This is a genomic window from Bradyrhizobium sp. MI1.4, from assembly GCF_055811315.1.
On the sequence record NZ_JBVVPP010000044.1, the window covers coordinates 1 to 18,824 of the forward strand.

13 protein-coding genes are annotated in these 18,824 nt (G+C 65.0%); 7 read left to right on the plus strand and 6 right to left on the minus strand.

Annotated features, from left to right (window positions below; genetic code table 11):
• Positions 1–219: 219 nt before the first annotated feature.
• The 4 genes from hmgA to AC0L23_RS30775 are packed head-to-tail and all read right to left on the minus strand — an operon-like array spanning position 220 to position 4,431.
• Complete coding sequence (gene hmgA, locus AC0L23_RS30760) at positions 220–1,566, minus strand: homogentisate 1,2-dioxygenase (protein WP_018456587.1); 1,347 nt, start codon at positions 1,564–1,566, stop codon at positions 220–222.
• Positions 1,563–2,525 (minus strand): MBL fold metallo-hydrolase, encoded by a 963-nt coding sequence (locus AC0L23_RS30765; RefSeq protein WP_085358535.1) that lies wholly within the window; start codon positions 2,523–2,525, stop codon positions 1,563–1,565. The genes hmgA and AC0L23_RS30765 overlap by 4 nt, the downstream gene beginning before the upstream one ends.
• Before the next feature lie 27 nt (positions 2,526–2,552).
• The gene (locus AC0L23_RS30770; protein WP_085358509.1) at positions 2,553–2,777 is read right to left on the minus strand and encodes a DUF2783 domain-containing protein; all 225 of its coding nucleotides are present in this window, start codon (positions 2,775–2,777) and stop codon (positions 2,553–2,555) included.
• Positions 2,778–2,790: 13 nt separating this feature from the next.
• Positions 2,791–4,431, minus strand: a complete 1,641-nt coding sequence (locus AC0L23_RS30775) for an FAD-dependent oxidoreductase (RefSeq protein ID WP_085358507.1) — start codon at positions 4,429–4,431, stop codon at positions 2,791–2,793.
• Between the two features lie 109 nt (positions 4,432–4,540).
• On the opposite strand from AC0L23_RS30775, the gene AC0L23_RS30780 reads away from it, so the two are divergent.
• Positions 4,541–5,083 carry a MarR family winged helix-turn-helix transcriptional regulator gene (locus AC0L23_RS30780; protein ID WP_018456591.1) on the plus strand — a complete coding sequence of 181 codons (543 nt, stop codon included), beginning with the start codon at positions 4,541–4,543 and terminating at the stop codon, positions 5,081–5,083.
• Here AC0L23_RS30780 and AC0L23_RS30785 read toward each other — a convergent pair whose 3' ends face one another.
• Positions 5,084–5,890: an N-acyl homoserine lactonase family protein gene (locus AC0L23_RS30785; protein WP_085358505.1), complete on the minus strand. Its 807-nt coding sequence runs from the start codon at positions 5,888–5,890 to the stop codon at positions 5,084–5,086.
• A gap of 383 nt (positions 5,891–6,273) precedes the next feature.
• On the opposite strand from AC0L23_RS30785, the gene AC0L23_RS30790 reads away from it, so the two are divergent.
• The 4 genes from AC0L23_RS30790 (at position 6,274) to AC0L23_RS30805 (ending at position 12,838) form a co-directional block, all read left to right on the plus strand.
• On the plus strand, positions 6,274–7,785 hold the full coding sequence (locus AC0L23_RS30790) for a caspase family protein (RefSeq protein ID WP_473357719.1): 1,512 nt from the start codon (positions 6,274–6,276) through the stop codon (positions 7,783–7,785).
• A 144-nt stretch (positions 7,786–7,929) separates the two neighbouring features.
• The gene (locus AC0L23_RS30795) at positions 7,930–8,601 is read left to right on the plus strand and encodes an OmpA family protein (RefSeq protein ID WP_026233202.1); all 672 of its coding nucleotides are present in this window, start codon (positions 7,930–7,932) and stop codon (positions 8,599–8,601) included.
• 158 nt (positions 8,602–8,759) lie between these two features.
• The gene (locus tag AC0L23_RS30800; protein WP_018456595.1) at positions 8,760–9,689 is read left to right on the plus strand and encodes an RND family efflux transporter; all 930 of its coding nucleotides are present in this window, start codon (positions 8,760–8,762) and stop codon (positions 9,687–9,689) included.
• Complete coding sequence (locus tag AC0L23_RS30805; protein WP_085348880.1) at positions 9,689–12,838, plus strand: efflux RND transporter permease subunit; 3,150 nt, start codon at positions 9,689–9,691, stop codon at positions 12,836–12,838. Before AC0L23_RS30800 ends, AC0L23_RS30805 begins: the two co-directional genes overlap by 1 nt.
• 205 nt (positions 12,839–13,043) lie before the next feature.
• Here AC0L23_RS30805 and AC0L23_RS30810 read toward each other — a convergent pair whose 3' ends face one another.
• Entirely contained in the window at positions 13,044–13,718 is a 675-nt protein-coding gene (locus tag AC0L23_RS30810) for a Crp/Fnr family transcriptional regulator (protein WP_018456597.1), read from the minus strand.
• A gap of 235 nt (positions 13,719–13,953) precedes the next feature.
• Here AC0L23_RS30810 and AC0L23_RS30815 point away from each other — a divergent pair, with 235 nt between their 5' ends.
• Positions 13,954–16,023 (plus strand): AsmA family protein, encoded by a 2,070-nt coding sequence (locus AC0L23_RS30815; RefSeq protein WP_085358531.1) that lies wholly within the window; start codon positions 13,954–13,956, stop codon positions 16,021–16,023.
• Between the two features lie 284 nt (positions 16,024–16,307).
• Positions 16,308–18,755 (plus strand): adenylate/guanylate cyclase domain-containing protein, encoded by a 2,448-nt coding sequence (locus tag AC0L23_RS30820; protein WP_085358499.1) that lies wholly within the window; start codon positions 16,308–16,310, stop codon positions 18,753–18,755.
• Positions 18,756–18,824: the final 69 nt, after the last annotated feature.

The window sequence follows — 18,824 nt, forward strand, 5'->3', positions numbered from 1 at the left end:
CTCCGGTTTTTGTGGCAGGGCCCGCGGTTCGGGTTCCTCCCCCACCACGCCTAAAGCTCTTACCCCTCCCCGTTGGGGGGGGGGGGGGCCCCCCCCCCCCGGCCCCCGACGGGTGAGGGGTTCTATCCGCGCGTGAACCTCTCCTTCGGACTCGCGGACAGATACCCCTCATCCGGCGCTTCGCGCCACCTTCTCCCACAAGGGGAGAGGGTAAGAAGCTTACGGCTTGCTCGGATCGAACCGCTTCGCGAGGCCCTTCCAGCAATCCGCGTAGTCATGCTGCAACGTCGCGGAATTCGCGGCGTGCGCGGTGACGCGCTGCGCGTAGCGGGTCTCGAACATGAAGGCCATGGTGCCGGTCAGCTTGACCGGCTTCAGCTCGCCGTTGCTGGCGTGCTCGAAGGCATCGCGATCGGGGCCGTGCGGCAGCATGCAATTGTGCAAACTCATGCCGCCCGGCACAAAACCTTGCGGCTTGGCGTCGTACACGCCGTAGATCAGGCCCATGAACTCGCTCATGATGTTCATGTGATACCACGGCGGGCGGAAGGTGTTGTCGGCGACCATCCAGCGCTCGGGGAAGATCACGAAGTCGATATTCGCCGTGCCCGCGGTCTCCGACGGCGAGGTCAGCACGGTGAAGATCGAGGGATCGGGATGATCGAAGCCGATCGCGCCGACCGGCGAGAAGGTGCGCAGATCATATTTATACGGCGCATAATTGCCGTGCCAGGCGACGACGTCGATCGGCGAGTGGGGCAACTGCGTCCTGAACAACGATCCGCCCCATTTCACGTAAAGCTCGGTCGGTGTGTCCTTGTCCTCGTAGTGCGCGACCGGCGTCAGGAAGTCGCGGGCATTGGCGAGGCAGTTGGCGCCGATCGGTCCGCGCTCCGGCAGCGTGAAGGCGCCGCCGTAGTTTTCGCAGAGATAGCCACGCGCCGGTCCGCTCGGAATCTCCACCCGGAACTTGACGCCGCGCGGGATCACCACGATCTCGCCGGGCTCGGCGTCGATGCGGCCGAACTCCGTGACGATGCGAAGATTGCCCTGCTGCAGCACGAACATCAGCTCGCCGTCGGCATTGTAGAAGTGCTGGTCCACCATCGATTTGGTGATGAGATAGACGTGGGCGGCCATGCCGGCCTGGGTGTTGACGTCACCGGCGGTGGTCATGGTCTGCACGCCCTGAAGGAAGGTCATGTCCTCCTTCGGGATCGGCGCCGGATCCCAGCGCAATTGCGCGATCGGCAGGTCGTTTTCGTGGCACGGTGCCGAACGCCACAGGCCGCCGTCGACCTTCTCGAAACGACCCGAGTGTTTCACCGACGGGCGAATGCGATAGAGCCATGAGCGCTCGTTGCTGCCGCGCGGCGCCGTGAAGGGCGAGCCGGAGAGCTGCTCGGCATAGAGGCCGTAGGCACAGCGCTGCGGCGAGTTGCGTCCGATCGGCAGCGCGCCCGGCAGCGCTTCGGTCTCGAAACTGTTGCCGAAGCCGGACATGTAGCCCGGCGTGACCTGGGCCGTGCTGCGAATGATCTGATCGGGCGAGGTGTTGATGTTCATGATGATCCTCCTCCTTGCAGGGCGGCCCACATCTCCTGGTCGCGCTTGTCGGTCCAGATCACGGGGTCGTCGATCCCCGACGCCTCGTCATAGGCGCGAGATACGTTGAACGGCAGACAGTGCTCGTAGATGGCGAAGCTCGAAAATTTCGGATCCATGACCTCGCGCGTCGCGGCCATCGATTCCTTCAGCGTGCGGCCCTTGGCGACCGAGATTTCGGCGGCGCCGTAGAGCGAGGTGACGAAGTCGCGCGTCATCGCGATGGCTTCGCGCACCGTGGCGACACCCTTCAACGCATCGCCGCGGCCCGGCGCGATCGCCTTGGGATTGAAGTTGCGGATCTCGTTCAGCGTCAGCGGCCATTCGCGCAGGTGTGCGTCGCCACAATAGCAGGCCGAGTGGTATTCGATCAGGTCACCGGAGAACATCACCTCGGCATCCGGCACCCAGGCGACGATGTCGCCCGAGGTATGGCCGGCGCCAAGCTGCATCAGGCGTACCTCGCGCTTGCCGAGATAGATCGACATCTCGCCTTCGAAGGTCAGCGTCGGCCAGGTCAAGCCGGGTATGCTCGATGCGTCCTGAAACAGGCGCGGGAAGCGGCCGTACTCGGAATCCCAATCCTGCTGGCCACGCTCCTCGATCAGGCGATAGGTCTCCTGCGAGGCGACGATGCCCTGCGCCTTGTAGGCGGAGGCGCCGAGCACGCGCACGGCGTGATAATGCGACAGCACGACATATTTGATCGGCTTGTCGGTGACGGTACGGACACGCTCGATCACCTTGTTGGCCATCGCCGGCGTCGATTGCGCGTCGAACACCAGGCAGCCGTCGTCGCCGACGATGATCGCGGTGTTCGGATCGCCCTCCGCGGTGAAGGCGTAGAGATCGGTGCCAATCTCGGAGAAGGTGATCTTCTTCTCGGAGAGGTCGCCGGTGGATGCGAAGTTCTTCGCCATCAATTTCATCCTTCAAGTCTTTGGGGGCTATTGTTGTTGCTGTTGCTGCTGCTGGCCGTCGATCATGCGCCGCTTGGCGAGGAGAAGCGCCTCCCGCAGCACGATGATATCGCCGATATGGTTGGCGAGGATCAGCACCAACGCCGCGTCGAAGTCCGCGCTCTGCTCGTCGGTGAAGCCACGATGCGCCTCCACAATGGCGCGAAAGGCGTCGTCGGGTCGCGCGAAGTTGGAGCTGGTGGAGAGCGGCATGCGAGTCCTCAATTCAAGCAAATTCTTGATTCAAGCCCTGCGCCCGTGACAGCGCTGCCGCGACGCCAGCGCGCGTGGGGTGGCGGAAGCGCGCCGCAACATAACCGTCCGGCCTTAATAGGTAGGCTGAGCCTGGTTCCGCATCATAGCGCTTTGCAGTGAGCCCTGCCGGATCTGCGAGCCCGTCCTCACCGCCGATGCAGATGTCCTTCACACCAACAGGCGCATCGATCGCCGCGCCGTTGCCGAACGACAGCAAGGTGAAGTCTGTTCCACCCTTGCGGAATGCATCCGTCAAATAGGCTTGCTCGCCCGCGCGCGTCGTAACGGGAGCATCGAGCATCGAACAACCCGGGAGCGGGCCACCGCGCCACGCATCCGCATCCGGCGATGACAGCGGCGAGTCATAGCTGCACGGCACCGAGAGCCGCCCGCCATTGACCATGCGCTTGCCGAATTCCGTTTCCTTGGCCAGCGACAGCACCGCCTTGCGCAGCCGCGCTTCCTGATGCGAGTTCGGCGCCATGAAATCGGTCGAGCGGGTGGATTCGCGGATGTTCTCGTCGGCCGCCAGACTGCGCTCGACGTGATAGCTCTCGAGCAGGCTCGCGGGTGAGGCGCCGCGCAGCACGCGGTCGAGCTTCCAGGAGAGATTCTCGGCGTCCTCGAGTCCCGAATTGGCGCCGCGCGCGCCGAAGGGCGAGACCTGGTGCGCGGAATCGCCTGCAAAGATCACGCGGCCATGGACGAAGCGATCCATCCGCCGGCACTGGAATTTGTAAAGCGAGATCCACTCGAACTCGAACTTGTCGTGGCCGAGCATGCGCGCAATCCGCGGCCGCACGTTCTCGGGCTTCTTCTCGACGATGGGGTCGGCATAGCGATTGAGCTGAAGGTCGATGCGCCAGACATCGTCGGGCTGTCGGTGCAGCAGCGCCGAACGTCCCGCATGAAACGGCGGATCGAACCAGAACCAGCGCTCGGTCGGGAATTCCGCGGTCATCTTGACGTCGGCGATCAGGAACTGGTCCTCGAACACCTGTCCGGCGAAGTCCGCGCCCACCATCTGCCGCAGCGACGAGCGCGCGCCGTCGCAGGCGACGACATATTGCGCGTGCAGGCGATAGGCGCCCTCCGGCGTCTCGATCGTCAGCGCGACGGAATCGTTGCGGCTCTCCAGCGCCGTCACCTTGTTGCGCCAGCGCAAATTGATCTCGGGCAGCTCGCTGATGCGGTCGACCAGATAGGCTTCGGCGTAATATTGCTGGAGATTGATGAAGGCCGGCCGCTTGTGACCGTCCTCCGGCAGTAGATTGAACTGGTAGAGCTGCTGCTCGCCGTGGAAGATGCGGCCGACGCTCCAGACCACGCCCTTGTCGACCATGCGGTCGCCGACGCCGAGCCGGTCCCAATATTCCAGCGAGCGTTTCGAGAAGCAGATCGCGCGGGAGCCCTCTCCGATGCGGTCGGCGTCATCCAGAAGAACGACGCGCTGGCCGCGTTGGGCAAGGTCGATCGCAAGCGACAGCCCGACCGGGCCAGCGCCCACGATCACCACGGGATGCTCGGCCGCGCTCTGGCCGGGACGATCCTGATCGGGGTGGCGGCGATAGCCGAACTGGGTTTTGGCCTGATGCGTATTGGCCGTCGCCATGCGCTAACCTCGGCTCTGGTCAGGAGAGGCCTGATCTGCTAATAGTCTCACGTGCAACTATTTTGGACCGGAGCCGGCCGGCCGTCAACTGGAATTCGGAGCGCTCTCCTTGGCGAGGACATCCAGCGACATCGCGCTGAAGACACGCGAGGCCGATGAGGCTTCACCGCGGCCAAAAACACGGCTCGACCTGTTCAGGTTCGTGCCGTTCCGCCTCAACCGGCTCGCCGCGGAGGTGAGTTCCGCACTCGCCGTCGAATATCAGGAGCGTCACGGCCTCGACATCCCCGCATGGCGCGTGATCGCGACGCTCGGCTTCCGCAACGATGCCTGCAGCGCGCAGTACGTCGCGCAATGCACCCGCACGCACAAATCCACGATCAGCCGCGCGGTGACCATGTTGCTGCACCAGGGTTTGATCGAGCGCGTCGAGAACGAAGCCGACCGTCGCGAATTCCGCCTCCGACTGACCAGGAAAGGCCGCACGCTCTACGAGGAGCTGTTTCCGCAATTGCTGCGGCGGGAAGACGAGATCCTCGCCTGCCTCACCGCGCAGGAGCGCAAACAGCTATCGACGCTGCTCGGCAAGATCGAACAGAGCCTCGATTTGATCCAGACCAGCGAAGAGGCCGACGCCAAGCAGGCGTATTGATCACTTCGCAAATGATCGCGACGGCGGCAAATGCAGCGCCCAGACATCGACCTTGTCGCTGGCGCGCGGATAGATCTCCGTCACGATCGGATCATGGCCGGGAATGAACCGGTCAGGATGGCCGGCGAGGCGCTCGATGGTCTCCCAGCCAACCGTCATGTCGCCGACATTGTAGACGATCGGGAATGGGCTTCTGCGCTGGAGATTGGCGTAATAATGCGCGGCATCGGACGCCAGCACCACCGGTCCGCGCGCGGTCTCGACTCTGACCACCTGCAAGCCATCCGAATGGCCGCCGACGCGGTGCAAGGTGACGCCGGGCGCGACCTCGCCGTCGCCGGAATAGAAATTGACGCGCTCGCCATAGACATGGCGGACCATCTGGGTGACGTGCTCGACCGAGAACGGATGTCGCAGCAGTCCGTTGCACATGCAGCGCCCCGTCGCGTAGGCCATCTCGCGCTCCTGGAGATGGAAGCGGGCGTTCGGGAAGCGGTCGAGATTGCCGGCATGGTCGTAATGCAGATGCGTCACGATGATGTCGCGAATGCTCGCTGCCGCGACACCAAAGCGCTCCAGCGCGTCGACCGGATTGAGCGTCAGCTTGCGCGCCCGCGCGGACGCTTCCTCGGCATTGAAGCCGGTATCGACCAGGATGTCGCGGCCGTTGCCGCGGATCAGCCAGACGAAATAGTCGAGATCCTGCGCCGCGCTGTCATGCGGGTCGGGCGCGAGGAAGTTCATGTGGGGCGTGCGCGGCGACATCGTCGCATAGCGCAGTGCGTAGATTTCGTAGGCGTTTCCCATGGTTTTGATCTTGCTCTTTTTGTGGGTGCACCTTCAGCGGCGATCGACCGCACCAAGCCATCGTCCACCGCAAAGGTCAAACACCGCAGGTTGAAGGAGGCCCGTCCGCAATGTGAGACCAATCACATTGTTGTCGCCATGGCTGCCCTAATTTGCAGCCGCAATGACAACCAGCATGACAACCAGAATGCATCGCGTGCGATCATGACCGCCCGTTTATTCCCCCGCAACATGCCCATGCGTCGCGGTCAATTGTCGCGATAGCGCCGAATCCGCAAGCGGTTGACGCCCCCCTCCCCCGGTTTGATAATGCACATTGCGTAAGTTAAGGTCGCCGCGGCGCAAGCTGGAAACGGCGCCTTTTTGGCTGGATCGCGCTAATTATGAAAATTGGCCTGCTTTTCGTTCTATCCTTGCTCGTGTCGCTCATCCCGACCGCTCCGTCACTTGCGGCCGGCGATCGCTTTGCGCTGGTCATCGGCAATGCCAAATATCCGGACGCCGACGCTCCCCTGAAGGAACCGCTCAACGACGCGCGCGACGTCGCCGACGAGCTCAAGCGCGACGGCTTTTCCGTCGAGATCGGTGAGAACCTGACCGGCGACGGCATGCGCCGCGCCTTCGACAAGCTCTACGGCAAGATCAAGCCGGGGTCGGTGGCACTGGTGTTCTTCAGCGGCTTCGGCATCCAGTCCGCGCGGCAGAGCTATTTGCTGCCGATCGATGCGCAGATCTGGACCGAATCCGACGTGCGGCGCGACGGCATCAGCCTCGAAACCGTGCTCGGCGAGCTCAACACCCGCGGCGCCGGCGTCAAGATCGCGCTGGTCGATGCCTCCAGGCGCAACCCGTTCGAGCGCCGGTTCCGCAGCTTCTCGGCCGGCCTCACGCCCGTCATCGCGCCGAACGGCACGCTGGTGATGTATTCGGCGGCACTGGCCTCGGTGGTCTCGGACGCCGGCGGCGAGCACAGCCTGTTCGTCCAGGAACTCCTCAAGGAAATCCGCGTCCCCGACCTGATGGCCGAGGAGACGCTGAACCGCACCAAGATGGGCGTCACCCGCGCCTCCCGGGGCGAGCAGGTGCCGTGGATATCCTCGTCGCTGGCCGAGGATTTCTCCTTCATTCCAGGGGCCGGCGGGTCGCGCCCGACCACCACGCCGCCACCTGCGCCTCCCCCGCCGCCGGTCGTCGCCAACAACCCGCCGCCGACTCCACCCGCACCTTCACCGCCTCCGCCGCCGAAACCGGCCGAGACGGTGGCTGCGCCCGCTCCGTCACCGAAGCCGCAGGTCGAGGCTGCCTTGCCGCCGGCACCGCCGCCGCCTCCGCCTGTGATTCCGGCCGATCCCGCCACCGCTCCGACCATGGAGAGCGGGCCGAGTGCGGCCGCCCTGGCCGAGGACCCCACCATCAAGGGGCTGACCGCCAAGATCGCGGCCAATCCGGATGACGTGAACGCGCTTTACCGGCGCGGTCAGGTCTATGCCAGCAAGGGCGCCTACAGCCTGGCCATCAAGGATTTTGACGAGACGCTCCGGATCAACCCGAAGGACGTCGAGGCGCTGAACAATCGCTGCTGGACCCGCACCGTGGTCGGCGACCTCCAGGGCGCGCTGAAGGATTGCAACGAGGCCCTCCGGCTGCGACCGAACTTCGTCGACGCGCTGGACAGCCGGGGGCTCGTCAATCTGAAATCGGGGGCGGTCAAGAACGCCATCGCCGATTTCGAGGCCGCCCTGAGGATCAATCCGCGCTTGACCTCCTCGCTGTTCGGACGCGGGATCGCCAAGCAGCGCAACGGCTCGGCCCAAGAGGGCGCGCTCGACATCGCCAATGCCAAGGCGATGGACCCGAACATTGTTCAGGAATTCGCAAGCTACGGAGTGCGTTGATATTTTTTTGAATCGGGGCCGATGTGCCTCGAACCCGCGACGGCCCGGCGAAGACTAATCGAACGGATGCCGCAGGCCGTCCTTTCGGGGGCTTATTGCAGGATTTTCGAACCGCACCAGCTGGCTGCGCAGGAGGGACTGGCTATGAGATTGGCTGCAAAGGGACTTACCGCAATCCTGTCCATCATCACCGTCGGCGCCGCGCTGTCGCTGACGATCCCGCTGGCATTCGCAGCCGACGACGGCAACAGCAAGAACGTCACCGAGGACGAGATCGTCCGCGCGCTGGCGCCGCCGCCGAAGAAGCCGCTGACCCGCGGCCTCTCGATCGCTCCGCAGGCCGATCCCGCACCGAGTGCCACGGAGACCAAGCTGATCCAGTCCGTGCGCGGCCGCTCGACACGGTCGCTGTCGTCGACCGAGCGTGAAGAAATCGCGTCGGCGGCCAAGGACAAGCCGAACATCGATCTGGAAATCACGTTCGACTACAACTCGGCCAATATCAGCGCCAAATCGCTTGCCTCGGTCCAGGCGCTCGGCCGCGCGCTGACCAGCCCCGACCTGAAAGGCTCGACCTTCGTGGTCGCCGGCCATACTGACGCCGCCGGAAGCGAGAGCTATAATCAGGATCTGTCGGAGCGCCGCGCGGATTCGATCAAGCGCTATTTGGTCGACAAATACAGCATCTCCGCGACCGACCTCGTCACGGTCGGCTACGGCAAGAGCAAGCTGAAGGACCCGGCCCAGCCGATGGCGGAAGTCAATCGTCGCGTGCAGGTCGTCAACATGGAAAACAAGACTACCGCATCGAAGTGACCACGACGTAATCCTTTGAAGTGACAAGTCGTGATGTGGTGTAAAGTCTCGCTTCCAGTGCGCGTCCCGCAGCCTTGCGGGACGCTGCTTTATTTCAGGGAAACGCTCTCCATGGGCCGCGCGCGGATGGCCGTGAGCCAGGCCAGGACGATCCGGCAATGAACCTCTCCCAATATCTCAAGCCAGCCGGAACGGTGATCTTCGTCGTCGCGCTCGGCGTCGGCTATTATCTGTTCGAGCACCGGCACCGCGCCGAGCCCAAGGAAACGCCGAGCGAGGCGCTGGTCATCGTGACCAAGTCGACCAATGCCTGCTTCTCCGACCTGGTCCGGGTGACCGGCTTCTTCGTGCCGCGCCGCGAAGCCGTGGTCGTCGCCGACCAGGAGGGATCCAGGGTCACCGACCTCTTCGTCACCGAAGGCACCCTCGTCACCGACAATCAGGAGCTGGCGCGCCTGACCGCACCGCCCCAGATTCCGGGCCAGCCGCCGCGGCCCGGCCCGCAAGGTCCGGTCTCGCTGAAGGCCTCTGCGCCGGGCCTCGTCACCGAGGTCCGCACCATCGTCGGCGCGCCGGCCTCGCCGCAGGCCGGCCCGATGTTCCGTATCGCCGTCAACAACGAGATCGAGCTGGACGCGCAGGTGCCCGCGGTGCACATGGCCAAGCTCAGCTCCGGCGCGACCGTGCGCATCAGCCGCGACGACGCGCCCGATTTGATCGGGCGGGTCAGGCTAGTCGCGCCCGAAATCGATCGCGCCACCCAGCTCGGCCGCGTGCGCATCAGCGTCACCAACAATCCCTCGCTGAAAGTCGGCGTGTTCGCCCGCGCCTCGATCGACGCCAAGCGAAGCTGCGGCGTCGCGGTTCCCAAGACCGCGATCGACCATCTCACCGTGCAGGTCGTCAAGAGCAACATTGTCGAGACGCGCAAGGTACGGGTCGGGCTGTCTTCGGACAGCGCGACGGAAATCCTGGAAGGCCTCAATGTCGGCGAGATCGTCGTCGCCGACGCCGGCTCTTCGCTGCATGACGGCGACCAGATCAAGACCATGTTCGCTGATGAACTCGATCGCACGCGGGTACGCTGATGGCTCTCAATATCTCGGCATGGTCGATCCGCAATCCGCTGCCGTCGGTCGTATTTTCCATCATCCTCCTGATCCTCGGCTGGGTGTCCTTCACCAAGCTCGCGGTGACGCGGCTACCCTCGGCCGACATTCCCGTGATCTCGGTCGCGGTATCGCAGTTCGGCGCGGCACCCGCCGAGCTCGAATCCCAGGTCACCAAGACGGTTGAAGACGCCGTCTCCGGTGTCGAAGGGGTCAGGCACATCACCTCGCAGATCACCGACGGCCTGTCGGTGACGACAATCCAGTTCGCGCTGGAAACCAACACCGACCGCGCGCTCAACGACGTCAAGGACGCGGTGACGCGCGTGCGCTCGAACCTGCCGCAGAACGTCACCGAGCCGCTGATCCAGCGCGTCGATGTCATCGGCCTGCCGATCGTCACCTATGCCGCGATCTCGCCCGGCAAGACGCCGGAGCAGCTCTCCTATTTCGTCGACGACGTGGTCAAGCGCGCGCTGCAAGGCGTGCGCGGCGTCGCCCAGGTCGAGCGCATCGGCGGTGTCGAGCGCGAGATCCTGGTCTCGCTCGATCCCGACCGCCTGCAGTCGATGGGGCTGACGGCCGTCAACGTCAGCCAGAGCCTGCGCGGCACCAATGTCGACGTCGCCGGCGGCCGCGCCGAGATCGGCAAGAACGACCAGGCGATCCGCACCCTCGCCGGCGCCAAGACGCTGAGCGATCTCGCCGGCACCATGATTCCGCTGTTCGGCGGCGGCGAGGTCCGGCTCGACGATCTCGGCACCGTCACCGACACCATCGCAGACCGCCGTACCTTCGCCCGCTTCAACGGCGAGCCGATCGTCGCGCTCGGCATCAAGCGCTCCAAGGGTGCCAGCGACGTGAAGGTCGCCGAGGCCGTGCAGAAGCGCATCGACACGCTCAAGGCCACTTATCCCGACGTCGACCTGAAGGTGATCGACACCTCGGTCGAATATACCAATGGCAATTACCACGCGGCGATCTCGACCCTGTTCGAAGGCGCCATCCTCGCCGTCGTCATCGTGCTGTTGTTCCTGCGCGACCTGCGCGCCACCATCATCGCCGCGATCTCGCTGCCGTTGTCGATCTTCCCGGCATTCTGGGCGATGGACCTGCTCGGCTTCTCGCTCAACCTCGTCAGCTTCCTCGCCATCACGCTGTCGACGGGTATTCTGGTCGACGACGCCATCGTCGAGATCGAGAACATCGTCAGGCACATGAACATGGGCAAGTCGCCCTATCGTGCCGCCCTGGAAGCCGCCGACGAGATCGGCCTCGCGGTGATCGCGATCTCGCTGACGATCATCGCAATCTTCGCGCCCGCGAGCTTCATGTCGGGCATCGCCGGACAGTTCTTCAAGCAGTTCGGCATCACCGTCTCGGTACAGGTGTTCTTCTCGCTGCTCGCGGCGCGCTTCGTCACGCCGGTGCTCGCCGCCTACTTCCTCAAACATAGCAATCACCAAGAGCCGCCGCCCGGCCGCGTGCTGCGGTCCTATCACAGGCTCGTGGCCTGGTCGGTGAAGCACTATTTCATTACGGTGCTGGTCGGCTTCGGCGTCTTCGCCGCCTCGATCTGGAGCATTACGCTGCTGCCGCAGGGTTTCCTGCCGGCGCAGGACAGCTCGCGCTCGTTGGTTGCGCTCGAGCTGCCGCCGGGCACGCAGCTCGCCTACACCGAAAAAGTCACCGAAGACATCGTGGCGCGCCTGCGCAAGCGGCCCGAGGTGAAGAGCATCTTCGTCGACGGCGGCCGCGTTCCACCGGGGACCCAGGAAGTCCGGCGCGCCGCCTTGATCATCAATTACACGCCCAAGGACAGCCGCGACATCACCCAGCGCGAGCTCGAATTCTCGATCAGCCAGGAGCTGGAGAACATTCCAGACATCCGCTTCTGGTTCCTCGACGAGAACGGCCTGCGCGCCATCTCGCTGGTCGTGACCGGCGCAGACGCCAACATCGTCAACAACGTCGCCAGCGAACTCGCGACGCAGATGAAGCGGATTCCCACCATCTCCAACGTGATCTCGGAAACCACGCTGGAGCGGCCCGAGCTGCGCGTCGAACCGCGCGCCGATCTCGCCGCACGGCTCGGCGTCTCAACCGAAAGCCTATCGCAGACCATCCGCGTCGCCACCATCGGCGACGTCGGCCCCGCGCTTGCCAAGTTCGACGTTGGCGACCGTCTGGTGCCGATCCGAGTGCAGCTCGAGGATGCCGCGCGCGGCAATCTGAAGACGCTCGAACAGTTGCGCGTGCCGCTCGGCGAGCACGGCGAGAAGGGCGGCGTGCCGCTGTCCGTCATCGCCGACGTCAAGCTCGACCAGGGTCCGACCAGCATCAACCGTTACGATCGCGAGCGACAGGCGACCGTCGCGGCCGATCTCGTCGGCTCCGCCGCGCTCGGCGACGCCACCAAGAAGATCTACGATCTGCCGGTCATGAAGAGCCGACCGAAGGGCGTGAAGGTCTCCCCCTCCGGCGACGCCGAAAGCCTGAACGAACTGTCCGAAGGCTTTGCCACCGCGATCACGGCGGGCCTGATGATGGTCTACGCCGTGCTGGTGCTGCTGTTCGGCACTTTCCTGCAGCCGATCACCATCCTGTTCTCGCTTCCGCTCTCGATCGGCGGCGCGATCGCGGCCCTGCTGATCACCGGCAAGCAGCTCACGACTCCAGTGTGGATCGGCATCCTGATGCTGATGGGCATCGTCACCAAGAACGCGATCATGCTGGTGGAATTCGCCATCGAATCCATTCACGCCGGCACACCGCGCGAAGAAGCCATGATCGACGCAGGCATGAAACGCGCTCGCCCGATCGTGATGACCACGATCGCGATGGCCGCGGGCATGATGCCCAGCGCGCTCGCGGTCGGCGCGGGCGGCGAGTTCCGCTCGCCGATGGCGCTCGCGGTGATCGGTGGCCTAATCTTCTCGACCATCCTGTCGCTGGTGTTCGTGCCCGCGATGTTCATGGTGATGGACGATCTCGGCGCCCTGATCTGGCGCTTCGCCAAGCGGCTGGTCGTGCACAGCGAAGATGCGGAGGGCGCAAGTCATCACGGAGCTGCGCCGGCCGAAGCGATGCCGCGGCCGAAGAATATCGTGCACCCTGCGGCGGAGTAGATGTGGCACCAGCGTCAAGCACACGAGGCAGTTCAGCGAGCGCCATCCGAGAACCCGACATAGCGGAGGATCGTCTTCGCTACCAGGCATTCAGACGTACCGGTCGTGCTGTGCCGATCAAGGTCGTTAAAGCGTGGGTCGCGAGTTGGGACTCTTCTGACGAACTCCTTCGCCCCGATTGTAGCGACCCAGCCTAACGGCCCCCCTACTCGTTGCGCGCGATCGCCGTCAGCTTGGTCATGTTCCGCAGCAGGATGCGGCCGCGCTGGAGATCGAGGATCGCTTCCTTGCGCCAGGCCTGAAGCTGGCGGTTGACGCTCTCGCGGGCGGCGCCGACGAAGACGCCGAGTTGCTCCTGCGAGATGTGCACCTCCGAGCCGAAATCGGCGGCGAGCGCGCAGAGGCGCCGCGCGAGGCGAACCGGCAGCGGCTGGAGCATGGACTCTTCCATGCGCTCGCTCTGCCAGCGGATGCGCTGGCAGAGCAGCGCGATGATCTTGATCCCGACTTTCGGCTCGCGTTCGAGGAAGGCGAGAAAGTCTTCGCGCCGCAGCACGAACAGCTCGCTGGCTTCGCCCGCGGTGGCGTCCGCAGTGCGGCTCTGGCCATCCAGCACCGCAACCTCGCCGAACAGGTCGCCGGGCCCCATGAAGTTCAGCGTCAGGCGGCTGCCGTCGGAGGCGCCGGTCTCGATACGGACCTGGCCTCGGCGCACGCCGAACAGCGCATCGCCTGGGTCGCCCTTCTGGAACAGCACCTCGCCATTCCCCAGATGCTGGGTGTGGCAGAGATTCGCCAGCCGCTGGAGTTCGTCTGCGCCGAGATCGGCGAACATCGCATTCATCTTGAGGATGACCGCAAATTCGGCCTGCTTGCTCATTTCAATATCCTTGTGAATTTCGTTGGCAAATCGCTTGGAACCATCAACATCAAGATCGCGTAAAACCGCGCCCGGGAAGTGTGCCATAAGTCACATAACTTTGCAGCACCCCCAGACTATTTTTACGTGCTTGGAGCCGCTTCCCGTCCCGGGATAAACTCAGGAGCCAAGGACGGGTGCAAATGACGGTCATGTGCCGGATTCGACGCCGATCGTCCGCCGCTGGAAAGTCGATATGAGAGCCGTGAAATTCGCCGGCGCGGCGGTGGCCGCAATCGTCATCGTGATCGCACTCCTGCTGGTGGTCGGGATCCCCTTGGGCTTCCTGAGTTCGACGATTGCCTCGCGTGTCGAGAGCGCGACCGGCTATCGCCTGTCGGTCGACGGCACCACCAGAATCAGTTTGTGGCCGACGCTGAACGTGACGCTGAACGACCTCACGCTTGCCGACCCCAAGGACCGCAGCGGCATCACGCGCCTGTCCATCGACAGCGTGCAGGCCGACATGTCGCTCTCAAGCGTCTGGTCGGGCCGCCCGAAGATCAGCGAGCTCGTCGTCACCCATCCCGTGCTCTACCAGCCGCTGCTGCGTGAGCGCCTGCCGAATGCCGGCGGCACGTCGAAGCCGGTCGCGCTCGATCTCGACGGCGCCGCCATCGATCGCATCAAGGTCACCGATGGCGAGATCGCATTCGCGCGCGTGCGCGATCGCGTCGAGAGCCGAATCAGCGCCGTCAATGCCGATGCGATCGTCGGCCGCGACCGCAAGATCAACATCACCGGCACCGCACGGGTCGGCGAGCATCCGACCAAATTCGACATCAAGGCGACCACGCCAGCGCCGCCGGCCGACCGACCGACCATTCCGGTGGATTTCGCCATCGACATGCCGGACGTGCTGAAGTCCCGGCTCGCGGGCCATGCCGAGGTGCGGCTGAGCGGCGATGTCGTGATGATCAACGGCCTGAATGGCACGCTCGGCGATGGCGCGTTCAATGGCTGGGCCTCGGTCGATATCGCGAGCAAGCCTCTGGTCAAGCTCGATCTCGACTTCCAGCGGCTCGCGATCCCGCTGGCGAAATCGCCAGAAGGCGCGTCCGGGCAGCCCTGGAGCGATGCGCCGATCGACGTCTCCGGGCTCAACTATGTCGATGCGCAGATCAGGATCTCCGCGCATGAGGCGGTGATCGGCGAGGCACGCCTCGCGCCGCTGGCGGTCGATGCAAAACTCGCCGGCGGCGTGCTGAAGGCCGGCACCGCCAATCTCGGCGCCTATGGCGGCCAGGTTACGGGCGAATTGATCCTGGATGCGACCAGCGGCGCGCCGAGCTTTGCCATGCATTCCGACCTCGCCGGCGTGCGCGCGCTGCCGCTGCTGCAGGGCCTCGCCGAATTCGACCGGATCGACGGCAAGCTGCAGGCCAAGCTCGCGCTGCGCAGCGCCGGCACCAGCCAGCGCGCGCTGATGGCGAACATGCAGGGCACGGCCTTCGTCAATTTCCAGGACGGCGCCATTCGCGGCATCAACGTCGCGCAGATGATCCGCTCGCTGACCTCGGGCACGTTGGCCGGTTGGCAAGCAAATCAGGACAACGGTCGGGAGCAGAGCACGGATTTGTCGCAGCTCTCGGCGTCGTTCCGGATCGACAAGGGCCAGGCGGTGACCACCGATCTCAACTTGACCGGACCGCTCGTCCGCGTGACCGGTGCCGGCACGATCGCACTCGACACCAAGATGATGGGCTTTCGCGTCGAGCCGAAACTGGTGATGACGACCGAAGGCCAGGGCCGCGCCGCCGAGCCGGTCGGCTTCGGCATTCCCGTGATGATCCAGGGCACCTGGTCGCAGCCGCGGATCTATCCCGACATGGCCGGCATGCTGGACAATCCGGACGCCGCCTATGCCAAGCTGCGCGAGATGGGCAAGGGGCTGTTCGGCGCTGATGGGGCCGGGCTCGGCAATATTTTGGGCAGCCTTGGTCTCGGGGGAGCCACCGCGCCGGGTGGCGGTAATGCCGCCGGCACTGCCAATCCGCAAAGCCAGCAGCCCGCCGGACAGAACAATTTGCTCGGCGGCCCCCTGGGGGAGGCGCTCGGCAATCTGATCCAGCAGGGACTTTCCGGTGGCGCGGGAAACGGCACCGGGACCGGGACTGCCACCGGCCGCAGCCGCAGCCTGCCTGCAGCGCCATCCGCACTGATGCCGCAAGCCTCGCCGGCGTCCCCCGCCCTGGAGGACCCGCCGGCGGCGCAGCAGGACAGCCAGCCGATGAACGACGTGCTGCGGCAGCTCTTTAATCGGTGATTGCAGGACCAAAGCGCTGGACTCCAGCCCTCCCTTGCCAAGGCGATCCCCTTACATCGGCGTCCCCGGCCGCGGCTTCCTCCAAACGGATGAGACTGCGACAATTCACCATGCTTCCGCCTGCCAGCATCCAAGGGAGTAACCGAGGCCGGTAACCACGCCGGGTGCTCGGCCGTCCGTTGACCAGTCCCTTCACAGTCCCCTGGGACCAAATTGTGCTAGAAGGCTCGCAGGGTCCGTGCGGCCCGTAGCGCCGGCGCCGATGGCGGCGCGAGAGGATCGGGATGGCAGGAGCGAACGACAAGACACGGTTTCTGCGCGAGGGTCTGTTCGCCAAATACGTCGTCTCTCTCGTCGGCCTCGTCGTGTTCGTGCTCGCCGTCAACGGCGCGATGGAGAGCTGGATCTCCTACCGCGCCACCAAGACACAGCTGACCGACGGTCTCGAGGACAAGGCGCAGGCTGCCGCGCGGCGGATCGAGCAGTCGATCTCGGAGCTCGAGCGCCAGATCAGCTGGGTAACCCGGGCGAGCCAGGACACACTCGAGAAGCGCCGCGCCGACTACGCCCAACTGCTGCACCAGGTCTCGGTCGTCACTCAGCTGTTCCAGCTCAACGGCGACGGCCGCGAGGTGCTGCGCGTCTCGCGCCAGTCGACCACGACCGGCAGCAATGCCGACCTCTCCCGCGACATGCGCTTCACCGACACCGTCGCCCGCGGCGTCAGCTACGCGCCGGCCTGGTTCTCCGACCGGACGCCGTTCATGTCGATCTCGGTGGCGCATTCCGGTTTCAACGCCGGCGTCACCGTGGCCGAGCTCGACCTCAGCTTTCTCTCCGAGTACCTCACCGACGCCCAGGTCGGCAAAGCCGCCTTCGCCTATGTGGTTGATCCGCGCGGCCGCGTGCTGGCGACGTCCTCGAAAGGCCCCGAGATCGGTAAGGATTTGTCGAAGCTGCCGCAGGTTGCGGCCGCGGTCGCACCGGGCCACGAGCCCGACAATTCGGGCACCGACTTCAACGGCCATGCGGTGATGAGCGCCGCGAGCACCGTGCCGAAGCTCGGCTGGAGCGTGATGTTCGAGCAGCCGGCCACGCAGGCCTTGATGCCGATCCGCGACCAGCTGGTGCGCATTGCGCTTTTGATCGGCATGGGCCTGCTGGTCGCAATCCTTGCCGGCACGCTTCTGGCGCGCCGCATGATCATCCCGATCACGGCGCTACGCGACGGCGCGCACAAGCTCGGCGAGGGCGATTTCAGCCATCGCATCGAGGTGCACACCGCGGACGAGCTGGAAGATCTCGCCGGCCAGTTCAACCGCATGGCCGACCAGATCCAGGAGACCTATTCGGACTTGGAGACCAAGGTCGAGGAGCGCACCCGCGATCTCGCGCAGTCGATCAACGAGCTCAAGGTGCTGGAAGAGGTCGGCCGCGCGGTCGCAGCCTCGCTCGATCTCAACGCCGTGCTGCCGACGATCGCCGCGCGCGCGATCGAGATCACCCATGCCGACGCGGTGCTGATCTACGGCTATGACGCGCAGGCGCGCCGCTTCAATCTGGTCGAGGCCAACGGCATCGACAAATCCGCCGACGGCGCCCATGTCACGATCGACGAAGGCCAGGATATCCTGAGCGATGCGGCCGGGAGCGGCGAACCGATCGCGCTACCCGATCTCGACCAGGCCTCCGAGCAGCCGCTGCGCGACGTCGCGATCGAAGCCGGCTTCCATTCGGTGCTGGTGGTGCCGCTGGTCGACCAGCAGGGCACGCTCGGCTCGCTGGTGGTGCTGCGCCGCGCCAGCGGCGAGTTCGCCGCCAGCATCATCGGCCTGATGCGCACGTTCGCCAACCAGGCCGTGCTGGCGATGCGCAATGCGCGGCTGTTCACCGAGGTCGACCACAAGGGCCGCGAACTCGCGGCTGCGCACGAAACCGTGCAGCAGCAGGCCGCAAAGCTCCAGGAGCAGACCGAGCAGCTGCGCAACTGGAATCGCTCCCTGGAAGAGCGGGTCGAGAAGCAGTTGGGGGAGATCGGCCGCATCAAGCGGCTCGAACGTTTCCTCGCGCCGCAAGTCGCGCAACTGATCGCCTCGTCCGACGGCCACGATGCGCTGCTCGACAGCCATCGCCGCGAGGTCACCGTCGTGTTCTGCGATTTGCGCGGCTTCACCTCGTTCACCGAGGCGACCGAGCCGGAAGAGGCGATGAACGTGCTGCGCGAATACCACGCCGCGCTGGGCGAGCTGATCCACCGCTATGAAGGCACGCTCGACCGCTTTGCCGGCGACGGCGTGATGATCCTGTTCAATGCGCCGATTCAGTTCGCCGACCATACCAAGCGCGCCGTGAAGATGGCGGTCGAGATGCGCGACACGATCGGCAAGCTGACCGAGAAATGGAAGAACCGCGGCCACTCGCTCGGCTTCGGCGTCGGCGTCGCCATGGGCTACGCCACGCTCGGCCAGATCGGCTTCGAGCAGCGGCTGGAATATGCCGCGATCGGCAGCGTCACCAATCTCTCCTCCCGCCTCTGCGACGAAGCCAAGGCCGGCCAGGTCGTCGTCAGCCGCCGCGTCTACGGCATGGTCGAGCCCTGGGTCGAAGCCCGCGCGCTCGACGATCTCGTGCTCAAGGGCTTCAACCACCCCGTGCTCGCGATGGAGATTCTGTCGTGGCGCGAGGAGGTGGAGAGCGTGGTGGATGCCGCCGCGGCAAGGCGAAGAGGGTAGCCACGACAAAAAACTGCGAAAACAACCCCATGCACAGTAGCAGGGGCCTGCAAGATCAATGACTTACGC

Coding starts and splice junctions, on each gene's coding strand:
- AC0L23_RS30810 (WP_018456597.1), bottom strand. CDS start 13,718: ATGAGCAAGCAGGCCGAATTTGCGGTCATCCTCAAGATGAATGCGATG.
- AC0L23_RS30765 (WP_085358535.1), bottom strand. CDS start 2,525: ATGGCGAAGAACTTCGCATCCACCGGCGACCTCTCCGAGAAGAAGATC.
- hmgA (WP_018456587.1), bottom strand. CDS start 1,566: ATGAACATCAACACCTCGCCCGATCAGATCATTCGCAGCACGGCCCAG.
- AC0L23_RS30800 (WP_018456595.1), top strand. CDS start 8,760: ATGAACCTCTCCCAATATCTCAAGCCAGCCGGAACGGTGATCTTCGTC.
- AC0L23_RS30805 (WP_085348880.1), top strand. CDS start 9,689: ATGGCTCTCAATATCTCGGCATGGTCGATCCGCAATCCGCTGCCGTCG.
- AC0L23_RS30820 (WP_085358499.1), top strand. CDS start 16,308: ATGGCAGGAGCGAACGACAAGACACGGTTTCTGCGCGAGGGTCTGTTC.
- AC0L23_RS30775 (WP_085358507.1), bottom strand. CDS start 4,431: ATGGCGACGGCCAATACGCATCAGGCCAAAACCCAGTTCGGCTATCGC.
- AC0L23_RS30815 (WP_085358531.1), top strand. CDS start 13,954: ATGAGAGCCGTGAAATTCGCCGGCGCGGCGGTGGCCGCAATCGTCATC.
- AC0L23_RS30795 (WP_026233202.1), top strand. CDS start 7,930: ATGAGATTGGCTGCAAAGGGACTTACCGCAATCCTGTCCATCATCACC.
- AC0L23_RS30790 (WP_473357719.1), top strand. CDS start 6,274: ATGAAAATTGGCCTGCTTTTCGTTCTATCCTTGCTCGTGTCGCTCATC.
- AC0L23_RS30785 (WP_085358505.1), bottom strand. CDS start 5,890: ATGGGAAACGCCTACGAAATCTACGCACTGCGCTATGCGACGATGTCG.
- AC0L23_RS30770 (WP_085358509.1), bottom strand. CDS start 2,777: ATGCCGCTCTCCACCAGCTCCAACTTCGCGCGACCCGACGACGCCTTT.